Source organism: Pasteurella multocida (assembly GCF_900187275.1).
Taxonomy (GTDB): domain Bacteria; phylum Pseudomonadota; class Gammaproteobacteria; order Enterobacterales; family Pasteurellaceae; genus Pasteurella; species Pasteurella multocida.
Genome location: NZ_LT906458.1, coordinates 1,255,620 through 1,273,941 on the forward strand (window position 1 = coordinate 1,255,620; position 18,322 = coordinate 1,273,941).

General features: G+C 40.4%; 21 protein-coding genes and 1 riboswitch. Of the genes, 10 read left to right on the top strand and 11 right to left on the bottom strand.

The window, feature by feature from the left end; all coding sequences use genetic code 11:
• Nucleotides 1-19 precede the first annotated feature (19 nt).
• Entirely contained in the window at nt 20-1,186 is a 1,167-nt protein-coding gene (oapA, locus tag CKV69_RS05820) for an opacity-associated protein OapA (protein ID WP_014326292.1), read from the top strand.
• 65 nt (nt 1,187-1,251) lie between these two features.
• On the opposite strand, the gene CKV69_RS05825 is transcribed toward oapA, so the two are convergent.
• Both CKV69_RS05825 and rdgC read right to left on the bottom strand, forming a co-directional pair.
• Nucleotides 1,252-1,995 carry a cyclase family protein gene (locus tag CKV69_RS05825; RefSeq protein ID WP_016504397.1) on the bottom strand — a complete coding sequence of 248 codons (744 nt, stop codon included), beginning with the start codon at nt 1,993-1,995 and terminating at the stop codon, nt 1,252-1,254.
• A 152-nt stretch (nt 1,996-2,147) separates the two neighbouring features.
• On the bottom strand, nt 2,148-3,056 hold the full coding sequence (gene rdgC, locus CKV69_RS05830; protein WP_014326294.1) for a recombination-associated protein RdgC: 909 nt from the start codon (nt 3,054-3,056) through the stop codon (nt 2,148-2,150).
• A 93-nt stretch (nt 3,057-3,149) separates the two neighbouring features.
• Here rdgC and proC point away from each other — a divergent pair, with 93 nt between their 5' ends.
• From proC to xerD, 3 genes are read left to right on the top strand one after another with little or no spacing between them, the layout of a single operon-like run.
• Nucleotides 3,150-3,977: a pyrroline-5-carboxylate reductase gene (gene proC / locus CKV69_RS05835; RefSeq protein WP_014326295.1), complete on the top strand. Its 828-nt coding sequence runs from the start codon at nt 3,150-3,152 to the stop codon at nt 3,975-3,977.
• A complete protein-coding gene (locus tag CKV69_RS05840; protein WP_014326296.1) occupies nt 3,977-5,134 on the top strand; it encodes a 3-phenylpropionate MFS transporter in 1,158 nt (385 codons plus the stop codon). Before proC ends, CKV69_RS05840 begins: the two co-directional genes overlap by 1 nt.
• A 2-nt stretch (nt 5,135-5,136) precedes the next feature.
• On the top strand, nt 5,137-6,030 hold the full coding sequence (gene xerD, locus CKV69_RS05845) for a site-specific tyrosine recombinase XerD (protein WP_010906477.1): 894 nt from the start codon (nt 5,137-5,139) through the stop codon (nt 6,028-6,030).
• A gap of 58 nt (nt 6,031-6,088) precedes the next feature.
• Here the strand turns inward: xerD and raiA are convergent, their stop codons facing one another.
• The 9 genes from raiA to ppdD form a co-directional block, all read right to left on the bottom strand.
• Entirely contained in the window at nt 6,089-6,406 is a 318-nt protein-coding gene (gene raiA, locus CKV69_RS05850; protein ID WP_005722573.1) for a ribosome-associated translation inhibitor RaiA, read from the bottom strand.
• 244 nt (nt 6,407-6,650) lie between these two features.
• A complete protein-coding gene (locus CKV69_RS05855) occupies nt 6,651-8,024 on the bottom strand; it encodes an alanine/glycine:cation symporter family protein (protein WP_014326297.1) in 1,374 nt (457 codons plus the stop codon).
• Between the two features lie 115 nt (nt 8,025-8,139).
• Nucleotides 8,140-8,261, bottom strand: a riboswitch (glycine riboswitch).
• A gap of 211 nt (nt 8,262-8,472) precedes the next feature.
• Nucleotides 8,473-8,742, bottom strand: coding sequence for a GNAT family N-acetyltransferase (locus CKV69_RS05860; protein ID WP_005722568.1), 270 nt, complete (start codon nt 8,740-8,742; stop codon nt 8,473-8,475).
• Nucleotides 8,742-8,945, bottom strand: a complete 204-nt coding sequence (yacG, locus tag CKV69_RS05865; RefSeq protein ID WP_005719879.1) for a DNA gyrase inhibitor YacG — start codon at nt 8,943-8,945, stop codon at nt 8,742-8,744. Before yacG ends, CKV69_RS05860 begins: the two co-directional genes overlap by 1 nt.
• Before the next feature lie 10 nt (nt 8,946-8,955).
• The gene (gene coaE / locus CKV69_RS05870) at nt 8,956-9,576 is read right to left on the bottom strand and encodes a dephospho-CoA kinase (RefSeq protein ID WP_014326298.1); all 621 of its coding nucleotides are present in this window, start codon (nt 9,574-9,576) and stop codon (nt 8,956-8,958) included.
• 14 nt (nt 9,577-9,590) lie between these two features.
• The gene (locus CKV69_RS05875; protein WP_014326299.1) at nt 9,591-10,313 is read right to left on the bottom strand and encodes a prepilin peptidase; all 723 of its coding nucleotides are present in this window, start codon (nt 10,311-10,313) and stop codon (nt 9,591-9,593) included.
• Nucleotides 10,313-11,524, bottom strand: a complete 1,212-nt coding sequence (locus tag CKV69_RS05880; protein WP_014326300.1) for a type II secretion system F family protein — start codon at nt 11,522-11,524, stop codon at nt 10,313-10,315. Before CKV69_RS05880 ends, CKV69_RS05875 begins: the two co-directional genes overlap by 1 nt.
• Entirely contained in the window at nt 11,524-12,909 is a 1,386-nt protein-coding gene (locus tag CKV69_RS05885) for a GspE/PulE family protein (protein WP_016504529.1), read from the bottom strand. The genes CKV69_RS05880 and CKV69_RS05885 overlap by 1 nt, the downstream gene beginning before the upstream one ends.
• The gene (gene ppdD / locus CKV69_RS05890; RefSeq protein WP_005741096.1) at nt 12,909-13,343 is read right to left on the bottom strand and encodes a prepilin peptidase-dependent pilin; all 435 of its coding nucleotides are present in this window, start codon (nt 13,341-13,343) and stop codon (nt 12,909-12,911) included. The genes CKV69_RS05885 and ppdD overlap by 1 nt, the downstream gene beginning before the upstream one ends.
• 158 nt (nt 13,344-13,501) lie before the next feature.
• Between ppdD and ampD the strand changes: the two genes are divergently transcribed.
• From ampD to tadA, 6 genes are all read left to right on the top strand, one after another.
• Nucleotides 13,502-14,068 carry a 1,6-anhydro-N-acetylmuramyl-L-alanine amidase AmpD gene (gene ampD / locus CKV69_RS05895; protein ID WP_014326302.1) on the top strand — a complete coding sequence of 189 codons (567 nt, stop codon included), beginning with the start codon at nt 13,502-13,504 and terminating at the stop codon, nt 14,066-14,068.
• A gap of 585 nt (nt 14,069-14,653) precedes the next feature.
• Nucleotides 14,654-15,250 carry an RNA pyrophosphohydrolase gene (rppH, locus tag CKV69_RS05900; RefSeq protein ID WP_005722417.1) on the top strand — a complete coding sequence of 199 codons (597 nt, stop codon included), beginning with the start codon at nt 14,654-14,656 and terminating at the stop codon, nt 15,248-15,250.
• Nucleotides 15,251-15,252: 2 nt separating this feature from the next.
• Nucleotides 15,253-16,047: a sulfite exporter TauE/SafE family protein gene (locus tag CKV69_RS05905; protein ID WP_005722415.1), complete on the top strand. Its 795-nt coding sequence runs from the start codon at nt 15,253-15,255 to the stop codon at nt 16,045-16,047.
• Nucleotides 16,048-16,056: 9 nt separating this feature from the next.
• Nucleotides 16,057-16,860, top strand: a complete 804-nt coding sequence (lgt, locus tag CKV69_RS05910; protein WP_005751073.1) for a prolipoprotein diacylglyceryl transferase — start codon at nt 16,057-16,059, stop codon at nt 16,858-16,860.
• 5 nt (nt 16,861-16,865) lie between these two features.
• Nucleotides 16,866-17,717, top strand: coding sequence for a thymidylate synthase (locus tag CKV69_RS05915; protein WP_005751072.1), 852 nt, complete (start codon nt 16,866-16,868; stop codon nt 17,715-17,717).
• A 14-nt stretch (nt 17,718-17,731) separates the two neighbouring features.
• The gene (gene tadA / locus CKV69_RS05920) at nt 17,732-18,232 is read left to right on the top strand and encodes a tRNA adenosine(34) deaminase TadA (RefSeq protein WP_016504277.1); all 501 of its coding nucleotides are present in this window, start codon (nt 17,732-17,734) and stop codon (nt 18,230-18,232) included.
• The last annotated feature ends 90 nt before the right edge of the window (nt 18,233-18,322 follow it).

Genomic DNA, 18,322 nt, shown 5'->3' on the forward strand with positions numbered 1-18,322 from the left:
TTAGAATCGAGGTACTATCGTGGATTCAGAAAAACACACTCCAGAAAATCAACATAATCCAGAACAAAGCGAACTGGATTTAGAATTTAGCCAAGTTGAGCCAATTACGCCCAAAAAAATGGCTAAACCGACGCCCTCTTTTTTTGATAGCGTAAAAGGTGTTTTTGCTAAAAAAACATCACATGACGCGTCATTAAAGACAACGCGTCAAGCCCCTGCATTTAATGAAGCCACCTCTTCATCAAATACACAAACTGATTTAAATGCCGATGAACTGACTAGCGAACAGCCAACCTCAGAAGATATGGGCGCTGCTGTTGTTGCGCCAGCAGTAAACTGGAAAAACCCAGAAACTTGGCCGTTCCTACAAATTCTGCCACAACGTCATCGCCGTTTATTTGTCGCGTTATTTGGTCTGATTTTATTATTAATTATTTTCTTTGCCCTCAAACCAAGTTCACAAACGGTCCAATCGTTTGAGCAACAAAACAGTCAAGCCGTGCCTATTCAATTTCAGCCGTTAGAAAAAGGTCAAACTGTTGAAAATACGATTTTAGATAACTTAAATCAGCCTGCAGACAACAGCGCAAGTGCAACACAAGATAATACCGTGACAAGCGCGGTCAACTCAGAAACTCAACCCACATCCTCTGCCAGTGGGACAGAGAGCACGCCAACGGCAATAGCACCTACAAAAGTGGAACAACCGGTGGCACCTAAAATGGGGGCGGCTGACGCAGACAAACCAAGCGCTGTAGAAAAAGTCGCGAATGAAAAAGTCACGAATGAAAAAGTAGTGACTGAAAAACCTAAAACAGTAGAAAAACCTAAAGTGGTAGAAAAAGCCAAAGTCCCAGAGAAACCAACGCATACTGAAAAAGCGAAGGTGGAGAAAAAGGTTGCTCCCGTTGTAGACGCTAATCCAGCGAAAGTAAGTAATAGCAAAACCTTAACGATTCCACAGGGTGTCAGCTTAATGCAAGTATTCCGTAACCATAATTTAAATATTGCGGATGTCAATGCGATGACAAAAGCGTCGGGGGCAGGTAATGCACTGAGTAACTTCAAAGCTGGCGATAAAGTGCAAATTTCCGTGAATAGTCAAGGGCGAGTTAACGAGCTCCGATTAGAAAATGGTGCTAAATTCATTCGCCAAGCCGATGGCAGTTATATTTATAAAAAATAACAAGACCAAATAAAGCAAAGCCCGTGATGAGAAAATCAACACGGGCTTTTTGTTCATATTGGTATCTATTCGCTTGCTATCACAGCAAATACTCTGGCATTAAAACCCGGCGCATGCTGGATTTTCGGTACACCAATAAAAATAGCCGCGCCAGTTGCAGGTAACTCTGCTAAATTGGTTAACACTTCCACTTGAAATTTATTTTGTGATAACCAATAGCGCTCGCCCACTAAATCATTATTTTTAGCAAAATCTAGCGCGCTGTCCGTATCTAAGGTTTCGTGCCCAATCGCAGTCACATTCCGCTGTTCATGCAAAAATTTCAATGCCTCCAACGACCAACCCGGTGTATGAGCCTGCCCTGTTTCATCACGATTATAGAAGGCTGTATGATCATGCCATCTGGACGACCAGCCACTAGCAAATGCCACAAAACTGCCTTCTGCGATTTTGCCATGTTCGGCTTCAAACGCCAAAATATCCTCAACCGACAACCTGTAATCCGGGTTTTCACTCACGGCTTGCTCTTTATGAATCACATATAAAGGCAATACCAATTCCGCCACAGGAATGTCCTCTAAATAGCGTGTATTTGGTGCAAAATGAATAGGCGCGTCAAGATGCGTACCGTATTGACTGACTAAAGTATATTGGTTAGAGAAAAATCCATCATTTTCAACCGTGAACAAAGTTTTTGTTTCAAGCGGTTTAAAAGCAGGAAAATAAGGGATCGCAGGATTCACTGGATGTGATAAATCCACCCATTTTTGCGTTTTTAGAAAAGCAATGGCTTGTGACACGGTATTCATCATTCACTCCTTCATCTTCTGTTTACGACAAATTCACTTATAAACACATTGACTGATGCAACGCATCATCAGCGCTAAATTAGCACAAAAAACATTCTCTAACAGCCTAATTTTGATCATCAAACAAGGCGTTTGCCGCAAGAGGCATCATGCTATAAACGCGCTTTTTCTCCACCAAATTCCTCTAATAAATTTGCTGTTAATTGAGTTAATACGCCTGTCATTAACACAAAATCTGCATCAAAACGTTGCGCATAATCTTCTTTTAAAATATCGTCATTTTTTTCACGCAGTTGATCCGCAAATTTCAAGCGTTTTAACGTGCAATCTTCATTGAGAATAAAAGACAAACGTTCTTCCCATGCTAAAGATAACTTCGTAATAAACTTTCCAGCATTGAGTAAGGTTTGAATTTCATCCGATTCTAAATTTTGTTGCTTGCAACGAATAATGCCACTGTCTTGACTGCCGGTTAATTCTGCCTCTTCCAATGGCATCAACCAAGCGGGTGTCTGATCTTTATTAATCCAATCAGTCATGATAACGCTCGGTTCGTTAGCAAAACTTAATGGCACCACTGGCAAAGATCCTAAAGACTTTCGCAATAACGCCAAAGCATCTTCCGCCCGTTTAGATGAGGCAGCATCCACATAAATGAGCTGATTTTCAGTATCAATCCATAATGCTGTTTGTTGATTTTTGCTAAAAGCACGAGGTAACAACATCGATACTACATCATCTTTTAATGCTTGCTTTTCGACTTTCTTTAACTTGCGATTTTCTTTTTGCTCAAGCTGTTCAATACGTTGCTCCAATTCTGCTTTTACGACGTGGGCAGGCAAGATCTTTTCTTCTTTATGTGCCAATAATAAAATCTGTTTTCCCACCGAAAAATGTAACATCTCAGTGCCACGCAGGGGATTTGTCCACCCAAATTTACTCATGTCTGATTGTTGACAAGGATGATACTCACATTGTTGTAATGCAGTTTGTAGGCTATCTGCCGTCCAATCCAATGCTTTTGTGAGACGATAAATCATGAGGTTTTTAAACCAAACCATAGTTTGTTCCTTCTTTTTTAAGGTAGAATAAGCAACTTATGTCGTATTTACGACAAAATAATTCAGTATTGTAACGTAGTTCGAGAGAAAAATATGCAAGCGAAATCAATTTGCTTTATCGGTGGCGGGAATATGGCACAAGCCATTATTTTTGGTTTACTCAAACAAGGCTACCCGGCTAATCAAATCACTGTCAGCGACCCAAATGCGGCAAAACGTCAATGTTTCGCTGAAAAAGGGGTAAATACTGTTGAAACAAGTCAGACAGATACACAAGATGCGGTGGAAAAATCAGAGGTTTTACTGCTCGCCGTCAAACCGCAAATGATTGCCGCAGTTTGCCAAGGATTAAGTGCGGTCGATTTTAGCCAAAAATTAGTGATTTCAATTGCAGCAGGGGTTTCAGTAACAAAATTACAATCACGTTTGCCCACCGCAAAGCAAATTGTACGCGTGATGCCTAATACGCCTGCGTTAGTGGCAGAAGGTATGTCAGGCCTATTCGCACAGGACAGCTTGAAAGCTGAATACAAACAATTCACACAAGATTTGCTCAATGCGGTGGGAAAAACCTGTTGGGTAACTCAAGAAGCAGATATGCACACCATTACCGCAGGCTCAGGCAGTAGTCCGGCGTATTTTTTCTTATTTATGGAGGCAATGCAACAGGCATTGTGTCAAATGAATATGGATGAAGACACCGCTCGCTTATTAGTGCAACAATCCGCTTTAGGCGCGGCAAAAATGGTGATGGAAAATCCTGACTTACCGATTGCAACATTGCGTGAAAATGTCACGTCAAAAGGTGGTACAACGGCGGCAGCATTGCAGGTATTGAATCAACAACAGTTACAACATATCGTCCAGCAGGCGATGCAAGCTTGTGTCGAACGTTCTCAACAAATGGAAAAATTGTTTTAATGAAAATTTCAGCATTTAACTGGCTTGCTTTAAGCTTCTTTGGGTATTTTTGTGCTTATGGCGTGTTCGTGCCTTTCTTTCCTGTCTGGCTAAAATCACAAGCCTATGGGGAAGAGTTAATAGGTTTAGTGATTGCCAGTTCTTATGTCTTTCGCTTTATCGGTGGTATCTTCTTTTCCAGTTTAGTGAAAAAAGCCTCACAATTAATTTATGCCCTACGTTATCTGGCTTGGATAAGCTGTTTGATTGTCTTCAGCATGAGTTTGATGACCCAAAACTTTTGGTTACTATTTATTGCCATTGCCTTGTTTGCAATGGTCAATGCGGCAGGTATGCCAATCAGTGATACGTTAGCCAGCATCTGGCAACAACAAATCAATCTCGATTATGGCAAAGCACGCTTAATTGGTTCCTTTGCTTTTGTCGTCGGCGTAGTCGTATTTGGTTATGTAATTGGTTTCATTGGCGAACACAATATTGTTTGGATTTTAACCGCACTTTTAGCCCTCTATGCAGTGCTACAAATGACAACACCTATGCCTGCGCCGACAGATCAACAAAGTGCGGTTGAAAATAACATTACATTTAAAGCGTTACTAAAAAATCAAACAACTTTACGTTTGATTATCGCGATCTCCTTAATTCAAGGTTCTCATGCCACTTACTATGCTTACAGTGTCCTCTATTGGACGAGCTTGGGGATTTCAGTGCAAACAACCAGTTTACTGTGGGGCTTAAGTGTGATCGCGGAAATGTTGCTCTTTTTCTTTTCAACAAAGCTCTTCCGCACATGGAAAGTCAGTGCGTTATTTTACCTCTCTGCGATTGCAACGGTAATTCGTTGGGCGGCGTTGAGCATCGCGACAGAAGTTTGGAGCTTAACCTTAATTCAAACCTTACACAGTTTGACTTATGCGGTCAGTCACTATGCCATTATTCGTTATTTTACGACCCAGCCTATTCAGCATATTGCTAAATTACAAGGGCTGTATAATGGGATTTCAGGTTGTGCCGCAGTCGCATTATTAACAGCCTTATCTGGCTTGTTATACCCTGTTTCTCCCACAATTACGTTCCTTGCGATGACAAGTGTCGCAGCTTTGGCATTCGTCGTGATTCCACGTAAAGTCGATGCCTTTTTACTTAAACGGTGCTAAACATGAAAGATTCCGCGTTAATTGAGCTTTTTCTAAATGAAATTTGGATCGAAAAGCAACTCTCGCAAAATACGATTGCCTCTTATCGCTTAGATTTGACTGCACTCATTCAATGGCTAGAAAAACAACAATTAACGCTTATCAATCTGGATGCCATCGACTTACAAACATTTCTAGGTGAACGCTTAAACCAAGGCTACAAAGCCACCAGCACAGCTCGCCTACTCAGTGCAATGCGAAAATTATTTCAATACTTATACCGCGAAAAATACCGCACAGATGATCCCAGTGCGGTATTAAGTTCTCCCAAATTACCTAGCCGCTTGCCTAAATACCTAACGGAACAACAAGTTACTGATTTACTGAACTCCCCTGATGTCGATATCCCCTTAGAATTACGCGATAAAGCCATGATGGAATTGCTTTATGCAACAGGATTACGGGTCACTGAATTAGTGTCATTGACTATTGAAAACATAAATATTAATCAGGGGATTGTACGGGTTGTTGGTAAAGGAAACAAAGAACGGATTGTTCCCATTGGGGAAGAAGCAACTTATTGGATTCGTCAATTTATGCTATATGGGCGTCCTTTTTTATTGCATGGACAAAGCTCAGATGTCGTCTTCCCAAGTAAAAGAGCGCTACAAATGACACGCCAAACCTTTTGGCACCGTATTAAACATTATGCACTTTTGAGTGACATTGATATCAATAGCTTATCGCCCCATGTACTGCGTCACGCTTTTGCTACACATTTAGTAAATCATGGTGCGGATTTGCGTGTAGTACAAATGTTACTCGGACACAGCGATTTATCCACAACACAAATTTATACTCACGTTGCTAAAGAGCGTTTAAAACATTTACATGAACGCTACCATCCAAGGGGCTAACATCAAGCATAAAAAAAACTGCATCACAAGGATGCAGTTTTAACGTTGGATAACAGGATTAGAAAGAATCTTTTAAGCGTTCATCGGCACGACGCGCTTCGCCTTTATGTTGTAATTTATTTAACTGACGCTCTAATTTTTCTTCTACTTCGTTGACGGCTTTATACATATCTTCTGACTCTGCTTTTGCAAACAAATCGCCAAGCGGGGTACCAATCGATGCCTCAACCGAAAAACCTTTTGGTATTTTGTTTAAAATAAAGTGGGGATTAATTAATTGAGTTTGCCATTTACCTAATTTAGCAAGTCTATCTTCGACGTGAGCACGGATTGCAGGAGTGATTTCCATTTGTTTGCTTGTGATGTTTAGAGTCATAGCATTTACCTCTCTGTTGAAAAGGGGACTTTTTTGTCCCTTGTGTTAAATAATCCTTATCTACAACATAGTCGCCTTACACGCAGTTTTCAAGTCTTTTTATCGATTTTTTACGGAAAAATTAAAAAGTATGATCTAAGTAGAAAAATTGTGATTTAGTACTGGATTATTCACTCAAAGTTGATATGATTGAGGGGATTCCATCGTCTCCCTTCTCATCATTTTATACTTATATTTCAACAAATTAAGCAGTTTCATCTGCATCTGTTTGCTGCAATTTCAAACGCAAAAAATACGCTTCCGTTTCACTCACAATGACATGACGTAAACCAATTAACGCCACTAAATTTGGCAGTGCCATCAAACCATTAACAATATCAGCAAGAATCCAAATGACATCTAAATGAATAAATGCGCCACATCCAACTAACACAATGAATATAAAACGATACGCTTTAAGTTTACTCGTACCAACCAGATACACAAAACAACGTTCACCGTAATAACACCAACCTAAAATTGTGGTAAATGCAAAGAACAACAACCCTACGGTGACAATCGTACCGCCTAAATTAGAGCCCAATCCCGTTGAAAAGGCATGATTGGTTAATGCTGCACCTGCTATCTCTGTCGATTGCCATGCGCCTGTGATCACTAACACAATACCAGTCATAGAACACACAACAATTGTGTCTAAAAACGTCCCTGTCATCGAAATCAGCCCTTGTCGCACGGGTTCCTTGGTTTGTGCGGCAGCCGCGGCAATAGGTGCACTTCCTAACCCCGATTCATTCGAGAAGATACCACGTGCTACACCTGATTGAATGGCTTTCATCACGGTATAACCTAGCGCACCGCCTAACGCAGCAGTGGGATTAAAAGCACTATAAATAATCAGTCCAATCGCTTGTGGTACCACTTGCCAGTTTATCGCTAAAATAATTAACGAGGTCAACACATAAAGAACTGCCATGAAAGGCACGACATAAGAAGAAACAATCGCGATACGTCTTACGCCCCCCAGGATGATCAGTGCAACTAATGCCGTAATAATGGAGGCAGTTAACGGGATTGGCACGCTAAAGGTATCCTGCATGGCATGAGTAATCGCATTAATTTGTGGGAAGGTTCCAATGCCAAAAAATGCAACTAAAATACCAAATAGCGCAAAAAGTTTCGCTAACCATTTGATCCCAAGACCACGCTCAATGTAGTACATTGGACCACCTGCCATAAAACCTTGCTTATCACGAACACGATATTTTACTGCCAACAAACATTCTGCATATTTTGTCGCCATCCCTAATAACGCAACAATCCACATCCAAAAAACCGCACCCGGTCCACCAGCTTGTACCGCGGTTGCCACCCCAACAATATTCCCTGTACCAATCGTCGCCGCTAATGCTGTACAAAGTGCCGCAAAAGAAGACACATCACCTTTTTTAGCGGCGCCCTTTTCTTTTCTAAAAAGATAAGATAATGCACGAGGCAACTGGATAAACTGGATAAAACCTAAACGGAATGTTAAATAAAGCCCTGTACCAGAAAGCAAAAGCAGTAGAGGTGGGCCCCAAATAAAACTATTAATTGATGATAAAGTTGATTCTAATGACATGATAAGATCCTCGTAAAAAATCACAGATTACAAGGAGGCAAAAGCATTTTGCGGAAGAGTTAAAAAAGAGAAAAGCACGCATGTAGTCCATGCATGTAAACATCAAACCGAATATCTTGTTGCCCCTGTCCTTTTGCCTGAGCGTTTGAAAAAACGGAAAAATTAACCGCTCTTTTTGCGCCTTCGGCGGCCGTTTTATCTCTTTTTAATATAACGGCTCTCTCCAAGGGTTCGTCCAGTAACAGTCCCTGCTTATAATCAGCGCCTGAAAGAGTTTACCTCGTCGGCGTAGGGTCAATTCCCTACTCTCCAGCTACCTTCATCCGAACTTACTTTTGTTGAATTTTTCAAAAAAGCACAGCAAATTTTAACAGATAAATAGTAAAAAACAAGAAATTGATAGGTGTGATTTAAGATAAAAAAGCAGGTGTTATCCTGCTTAGAGGATTTATTTTCGCTGCTCTCGTTTCCATTTGAGTGCAATATAACCACAACTTGGGATCAAATTTAATTGCTTATCATGGACGAAATCTGACAATGCTTGATAAAGTTTATCCGCAATACCTTGTCCTCTCAACACCTCTGAAACATAAGTATGGTTCGCATTAATCGTCTTTTCATCCACAAAATAATAGGTTAACTCTGCTATTTTGTTACCCTCATGGTCTAAACAAAAAAAGACACCCTGTTGCTCTGTTTGTTGATGTTGAATAAGCATTAATGTGCTCTCCAGTCTTCTTGCTCGTCGTTCATCGCAAAATCTGCACTCTCACAAGGAATCGCTTTCTCCTCGGCTGCCCATTCCCCCAAATCAATTAACTGGCAACGTTTGCAACAAAAAGGGCGGAATGGACTTTTATCTGACCACTCCACCTGTTTTTGACAAATCGGACAAGGCACACTGAAAATATCGTCTGTCATAAATTTCTCATTACGCATTTTGCGCGTTGGCTAACTGTAAATATTGATGGTGTAATTCTAGCACTTTTTGTTTTAAAACAGGTAAATTTCCCTTTAAATCCGCATCATTCTGGATCACGTCATCCGCAAATTGTAATCGTGTTTGTCGATCAACTTGTGAAGCCATAATATGTTGAATAAGCTCAATCGAATTATTATCCCGTTGCATCGCACGCTGTATCTGCGTTTCCGGTTCTACATCAACCACGAGTACGCGCTGACAAAAAGCAGTTAAGTTATTCTCGATTAATAAAGGCACCACCCATAATACATAAGGATACGTTTGTATCTGTAATTGGCGCACCATCTCTTCACGAATGGCAGGATGTAATAACTGATTAAGCCAGACTTTATCCTCTGGATGACGAAAAATACGCTCACGTAATTTCGCACGGTTAAGCTCGCCATTTTCGCATAAGATATGCTCACCAAAATGATCGACTATTTTGGCAAGCAGTTCAGATCCTTTTGTAACGATATCTCTCGCCACGACATCTGCATCAATAACAGGTACGCCAAGTGCCATGAATAAATGGGCAATAGTACTTTTACCACTGCCTATACCACCCGTGAGTCCCACAATATATGTCATTGATTTCCCTCTTATTAGATCCAAAGCTTGCTCATCATACTTGGACTATACCAATTAGGCAAGATAACACATAACGCACTGAGTATCAGGAAAGGTGCAAAAGGAAGTTGTTTTATTTTCTGTCCTTTAATCCTTAACCCACAGACATAACCCAACCCCATCACACAAGCGAGAAACAGCCACAGAGGCAACCAAGCAAAGTGTGACATACTCCCTAAACCAAGCATCAGCCAATAATCGCCTTTACCAAGGAGCTCTTTACGATAAATCCCTTTACTCAAATGATAGAGACAATAAAAAGCGAAAAAACCTGTTAATGCACTCTGTAAACTTTGTTCAAGATGAAGAGGACTCACTTCAACATAAGCAGCCACAACGCCGATCCAGAAAAGACAATAGCATAACTGCACTGAAATCAGTTGATATCGCCAATCAATGACAGCAATACAAATAGCAATAGACACATAGCTGGCGATGAATACACCTTGATAAGGGATCTCAAATAACCAGTCCATCATCACAAATAAGCAAGCAAAGGCTATAAAAAAGAGCCAATGAGATGCGCAGTGCAAAGGTGCCAAATGACTGTTTTCCTTACTAAAATCAGGTAAATTAGTATCAAACAATGCCTGATATTCCACATAAACATCTTTAGCGACCCAATCACGAAAATGCAGAAGATAATAACGACACCATACTCCCATCAAACCACCAGCTACTATCAGAAATAATCTCATTACACCAATGCCCCCATATTAAACATCGGTAAATACATACCCAATAAAATGACACCAATAATCGAACCAATCACTAACATTAAACAGGGTTCCAATAATTGTGAAAGTAAATCAAGTTGGTGCTCTAACTTTTGTTGATAACTTTCTGCTATATACTGCAACATTTCGCTTAATCGCCCTGTCTGTTCACCAACATGTAACATCTGTTGTGCCATCTCCGGAAATAAGTTGGAGCCGATAACCTCAGAAAACGTATAACCTTGAGCAATCCCCTTTAACATTAACTGTACTTCTTCAGCCAATCGCATCTCGGTAAGCTCGTGTTTTGCTATACCACTTTTCTGTGTAGGTAAAAAAATCTGTAATGCCTGTTGCAAAGGCATGCCCGAGCTAAGCATAAGATGTAAATGACGACAAAAATGAATAAGCTCGTGATGTTGCGCAATTTTCTTAAAGATTGGAAGGAAATGAAGCAGACAATTTTTTAATCGATATAGTCCAACTCGCTGTCTCGCATTTAACATCAAAAAAATAAAGCCGAAAATTAATAGGAGACTCAATTGAAAAGCATAACCACGTAACCCTGCCGATACATTCAATAACAACACAGTAAACGCAGGTAAAGGTTGATTTGCATAAATCTCAGCAAACTGTGGCACAATAAACAGCAGTAACAACGACGTTAAGATCAATGTCACAACAAGCACTAACATTGGATAAAACAACATTTTCTGAACTTTGCGTCGTAACCCCAGTGATTGTTGACGTTGTTTCGCTAATTGTGCACAAACAAGCGGTAGTTTCCCAGTCGATTCACCAACAGAAATTAATTGGTATTCCTGTTTTGTTAAGTAACGATCTTGTGTAGCTAGCGCGGTTGAAAAAGAAAATCCACTTTCGAGTGAACAGAGTAACTGACGTAACCATTGCGTTAACTCAATATTGCTAGCATGTCGCTGTAATAGCTGTAAACTTTCCTTCAAGGGAACCGATGCTTGTAATAGCATCGCTAATTGCATTAACAGATCACAAATCTCTGTATATTTAGGTTGTATAGAAAGCTGCCAATTTCGTTGTAAATGCAGTTGGTGAACGCCCTGAAGTAATAAAGATTGCTGTGCTATCTCTTTACTTTCCGCCACAATAACTCCTTTTTGTATTTGCTGTAATCGATTTATTCCTTTCCAACGAAACATTTTTAATTTTTTCATCATTCACCTAATACACGTTGTACTTCATTGTCATCGGTCATGCCTAAACGAACTTTTTCCTTCGCACTCTCGCGTAAACTACTAAAATCCGTGACAAAACACCCTGTTTTATCTTTTTGTAAAAATTGATATACCCCAATCCTCCCTTTATACCCCTGATAGCAACGACACGCCGATTGTGTCTCTACACGGCAATCACAACGACGACGCAATAAACGCTGCGCCACAACAAGTAATAGGCTTTGTTCAATTTCATGCAAAGGCACCCCTAATTGCTGTAAGCGAGTAAGGGCAGAGGGGGCATCATTCGTATGCAAGGTAGAGAGGACTAAATGCCCTGTTTGAGCCGCACGTAATGCGATTAACGCGCTTTCTTCATCACGAATTTCCCCTAACATAATAATGTCTGGATCTTGACGTAAAAAAGTGCGTAATAAGCGCTTGAAATCCAGTCCTATTTGCGTATTTACTTGCGTTTGGATTATCCCAGTCAACACAATTTCAATCGGATCTTCTGCTGTTAAAATATGCTTTTCTATGCTGTTGAGCCAAGCTAGCGCACTATAAAGCGAAATGCTTTTTCCACTCCCTGTTGGTCCCGTTACTAAAATCAGTCCTTGAGGTTGACTTAACGCGTGTTGGAACCTGTGTTGTTGGTCTGCGGTCATCCCCAACTCAGCAAAACTGAGATGAATAGGCTTATTTCGCTGCAAACGTAATACCGCTTTTTCGCCTAAATGCGTCGGCAACGTAGAAAGTCGAAAATCTAATGTATCAGAAAATGTCGTTTTAAATTGGAAACAACCGTCCTGAGGCAAGCGTGTTTCACTAATATCTAATTTTGCTAATAATTTAAGACGAGAAATCAGGCGATTAGCCAATATCCCTGAAAAGGAAGGCTGGACTTGTAATACACCATCGATTCTAAAACGCACTTGTAAGCTATGCTGTTGTGGTTCAAAATGAATGTCAGAAGCCTGTAGCTGTAATGCACGTTCAAAAACCTGATCAAGTAATTGAATCAAAGGTTCATCCGTCGCGGAATCAGAATCTAATTGCGCGACTTGATAAACCGTGGGTATGTTTTCTTCCACCTGTAATTTTGGTGGGGAAAGTTGCTGCAATGCCCGTTTCAGTTCATTTGTTGATAATAAAACAGGCTCAATGTGTTTATTCGTTAAAAAAGAAAAGGCATCACATGCTGATAAATTCGCTAACGAATCCACACCAAGCCACAACTGTTTTTCATCTTCTTGTAAAGGCAAGGCAAAATAACGTAATAAAAAACGTTGTTGTTGCTGATTTTTTTGCCATAGCGCCTGTTGGATTTCAAATACCTCTCCTGTCATTGCGCTAACAGTACACAAAGGATTCTCATGAAACATTATGCGCAAAATCCTGCTGGGAAAATGTCAGATTGAGCACCACAATTAACTGTCCAAGAAACACCTTGAGCTGCGTTACCACTCGCTGTCAGCGTATAGCTAATTCCTTCCAAGCTCCCTTGTCCAGTGACAGTAATTACCCCAGCTTTAACCGTGATGGCTTTTAAATATTTTTTACTTGCTGCAGCATCAGCACGAATACCATGACTTCCTGCATTACAATTCGTTGTACTATTTGTATTATAGATACAAAGCTCTACCTCAGCACGATAAGGAGCTGCGGCTTGCAATAATTCAGAGATTGCCGCTTTTTTTGTATAATTTTGATAAGATGGCACGGCAATCGTGGCTAAAATCGCAATAATGGCAATGACAATCATTAATTCAATTAGCGTAAACCCTTTTTTAATCGAAAAGAAAATGGCTTTTTTCATATAAAACTCCTTTTGTCACATAAACGAAGACACACTAAAATGCTGAATGCCACAACGAGTGGACTGGCATTTTCTCGCCAACGAAGTATGTAATAAAAAGGTTTACTCAGAAAAAACACAAATTACTTTTTCGATCTTTATCGCAAAACGGATCACTTATGACCAAAAAAACAAAGCAACATATTCAGCAAGGGTGGCTAAAGGGGGCCAAAAGAGTCCTTTCTCCACATTATGATCAACGTCCAGATCTACATGACATTTCTCTACTTATTATCCACTATATTAGCCTCCCACCAGAGCAATTTGGCGGACACTATATTGATGATTTTTTCCAAGGCAAACTAAACCCTACACAACATCCTTATTTTAAAGAAATTGCAACATTACGTGTTTCTGCACATTGTTTAATCAACCGACAAGGTGAAATTACACAATATGTCAATTTTAATGATAGGGCTTGGCATGCTGGTGTCTCGCAATTCGAAGGAAGAGAAAAATGCAATGATTTTTCTATTGGTATTGAATTAGAAGGAAGTAATACTCAGCCTTTCACTGTCGCGCAATATCAATCATTAATCACTCTCACAAAAGCGATTATGGCAAGTTATCCAGACATTACATTACAACGGATCGTGGGGCATTGCGATGTTGCGCCAGGTCGCAAAATCGATCCGGGTCAATATTTTGACTGGCAGACTTATCTAGAAGCGCTACAAAACCAGTGACCAAAAAACAAACACAAGAAATGACTAATTCATCACAACTAACAAAAAAGCAACATAAAACATTATCTATTTGATTTATAAGACAATAAACACATATCACATTGAGCATTAATTAACCAAAATAAGTTACTAAAATGAATTCCTCTATTCAACCACAATTTTATCCACAGAAAACGTGAATAACTTATTTTTCTGACAACAGCACGACTACACGTTGTCAAAGTGGAAGAAAATACCGATTTTACTCATCAGTCATGTCAAAAAATCATAAAGAACGCACGATCTTGTATGTCTCTGTGTAAAAAAGAGAAGCCAAACTGAAATACACCTAACCTATTGATTAATAAAATATTTTACTTATTAACTAACGGTTAACTGTTGTTTATGTGCGGGTTATAAACAACGTTATCCACATTTTGTGAAGACAAGTCATCATAATTTCAAATACATAAAAGAAGAGATTTTGCCAAAAAGCATAAGAAACCTTGTGCTTAATTGGATTATCAGTTGAGAAAATCATGATTATATGAAACAATCGACAGATTATTTTATGATGAATTAAATAGATAGATTAAAGGAGCGCTAGTGATCGATTTCGATGGCTACCGTCCGAATGTAGGTATTGTCATTTGCAATAGTAAAGGACAAGTACTTTGGGCTAAAAGATACGGACAAAATTCTTGGCAATTTCCTCAAGGCGGCATTAATGACAATGAAAGCGCCGAGCAAGCCATGTATCGGGAATTGTTTGAAGAAGTTGGCTTATCGCCTAAAGATGTCAAAATATTATATATTTCAAAACATTGGTTACGTTATAAATTACCAAAACGTTTGTTACGTTACGACAGCAAACCCGTGTGTATCGGTCAAAAACAACGTTGGTTTCTATTGCAGCTGGTTTCCGATGAAAAAAATATCAACATGCAATCCAGTAAATCACCTGAATTTGATGGTTGGCGCTGGGTCAGCTTCTGGTATCCTGTCCGCCAAGTCGTGTCTTTTAAAAAAGAAGTGTATCGTAAAGCAATGAAAGAATTTGCTTCAGTCCTCTTTGATGGGGCGAAAGAAAATCTTTTATCGAGCAAAAGCAATGAAAGTGATTTAAAGACACATCACACAACAAAAAAATCCACATTTTTAACCAAGCACTCAAAAAAACATTTTCATAAATCAAGGGGTTGAGTATGTTCACCTTTTTTCTTATATGCCTGGCGGTTGGTGCATTTGCAGGCTTTTTAGCCGGTCTTTTTGGCATCGGTGGCGGTCTTGTCATTGTACCTGTACTCGTTTATTTAATGCCTAAATACGTTGGTGTGCCGGAAGCGATGGTGATGGCTTGTGCGCTTGGCACGTCTTTTGCCACCATTGTGATTACCGGTTTTTCTTCTGCTCAACGCCATCATAAACTCGGTAATGTTGTGTGGGATGTGGTCAAAGTGCTTGCCCCTGTTATCATGATCACAACTTTTATTTCGGGTTTCTTCATCAGCTATTTACCCAAAGACATTTCAGCAAGACTCTTTGCTTGTTTAGTGATCTATCTTGCTATCAAGATGTTTCTTTCCGTTAAACCTAAACCAGTCACTAAAGCGTTAACCAAAGCCTCAACCATCATAGCTGGTATCCTTATTGGTATGGCATCTAGCGCGGCTGGAATTGGTGGCGGTGGTTTTATTGTTCCCTTCCTCAATTCAAGAGGCATTGATATGAAAAAAGCAATTGGTTCTTCTGCAGTGTGCGGGAGCTTATTGGCAATTGCGGGTATGCTAAGCTTTATGATTGCGGGTTGGAAAGTAGAAGGGCTGCCAGAATATTCTATGGGCTATGTTTATTTACCTGCGTTAGTCGGCATTACGTTAACTTCTATTTTTACTTCAAAAATTGGTGCAACAGTCACTTCCATATTACCCGTGCCTATTCTTAAGAAAGCTTTTGCGCTTATGCTGCTTATCCTGGCTATCAACATGATTCTAAAATAAAGGAATTTTATGCAATCGAGTTATTTTTCATTTCCACAATTTGATCCCGTCATTTTTGAAATCGGTCCTATCGGTTTACGTTGGTATGGCTTAATGTATCTGCTGGGGTTTCTCTTTGCCCGTTGGCTTGCGGTGAAACGTGCTAACCAAACAGGCAGTGGCTGGACAACAGACCAAGTGGATAGCCTGTTATTTAACGGTTTTATGGGCGTTTTTTTAGGTGGGCGCATTGGTTACGTGTTGTTTTATCAATTCGATTATTTCTTACAAGATCCTGCGTATTTATTCCGTGTTTGGGAAGGCGGTATGTCTTTCCATGGCGGCTTAATTGGTGTGATTTTAGCCATGTTAATCACGGCTAAAATACAAAAACGGGGTTTCTGGCAAACGGCGGATTTTGTGGCACCGTTGATTCCATTTGGCTTAGGTATGGGACGCATCGGCAACTTTATCAATGACGAATTGTGGGGGCGTGTCACGGATGTGCCATGGGCAGTCTTATTCCCATCAGGCGGATATTTACCACGCCATCCATCACAGCTATACGAAGCGGTATTAGAAGGCATTGTGCTATTCTTTATTCTGAATTGGTATATCAAAAAACCTCGACCAATCGGTGCAACCGCTGGTTTATTCTTACTCGGTTACGGTATTTTCCGTTTTATCGTTGAGTTTTTCCGTGAGCCTGATGCCCAATTAGGCTTATATTTTGGTCAACACATCTCTATGGGACAAATTCTCTCCACACCAATGATTCTCATTGGTGCGGTAATCATGTTAGTGGCATATCAAAGTGCGGGTAAAAAAAGGTAAATTTTATGAAACACTATTTAGAACTTTGCCAACGTATCGTTGATGAAGGTGTTTGGGTTGAAAATGAACGAACTGGAAAACGTTGTTTGACCGTGATTGATGCAGATCTCACCTACGATGTTGCCAATAACCAATTTCCGTTGATCACCACACGCAAAAGCTATTGGAAAGCGGCAATTGCAGAATTTTTAGGTTATATCCGTGGCTATGACAATGCGGCAGATTTCCGCAAACTCGGCACCAAAACCTGGGATGCCAATGCTAATGAAAACAGTGCATGGCTCAATAATCCGCACCGCAAAGGCACCGATGATATGGGACGTGTTTATGGCGTACAAGGGCGTGCATGGCGCAAACCGAACGGTGAAACCGTCGATCAATTGCGCAAAATCGTCAATAATCTGCGCAACGGCATTGATGACCGTGGTGAAATCATGACCTTCTTCAACCCCGGTGAATTTGAACTGGGTTGCCTACGTCCTTGCATGCACACCCACACCTTCTCATTACTCGGTGATACCCTCTATCTCACCAGTTATCAGCGTTCTTGTGATGTGCCGCTTGGCTTGAATTTCAACCAAATTCAAGTGTTCACCTTTCTTGCCTTGATGGCACAAATTACGGGCAAAAAAGCGGGTAAGGCGTACCACAAAATCATCAATGCACACATTTATGAAGATCAACTTGATCTCATGAAAAATGTGCAATTAAAACGTGAACCCTTCCCGTTGCCACAATTGCACATTAACCCCGAGATTAAAACCCTCGAAGATTTAGAAACTTGGGTGACAATGGACGATTTTAAGGTCACGGGCTATCAATGCCACGATGCCATTAAATATCCTTTCTCTGTGTAAGAGGTCGCGTCAAGATGCAATCTGACATGGATGAAAAATGGATGCGTCATGCATTACGCTTGGCTGATAAAGCAGAGCAATTAGGCGAGATTCCAGTGGGTGCTGTGTTAGTCGATGAGCAGGGGAATCTATTAGGTGAAGGGTGGAATTTATCCATCAGTGAATCCGACCCCACTGCACATGCTGAAATTGTCGCATTACGTCAAGGCGGGCAACGCTTACAAAACTACCGCCTGCTCAACACCACGTTGTATGTCACCCTGGAACCCTGCACCATGTGTGCAGGGGCAATTTTACATAGCCGTATTAAACGTCTGGTGTTTGGTGCGACCGATTACAAAACAGGCGCCGTCGGTTCACGTTTTCATTTTTTTGATGACTATAAAATGAATCATGTGATAGAAATTACCGCTGGTGTATTGCAAGAAGAATGTAGCCAAAAAATCAGTGCCTTTTTCCAAAAACGCCGAGAACAACAAAAAATCGCTAAACAAAAAAGCCAGCTTGAAACATAAGGTGGCGAGTTTTGTTGAAAAGCATCAGCATATCATGCCTTCTTTTGGGTTTATTTCGCTGTCTTGCAAAACTTTTTTAAAATGTACCGC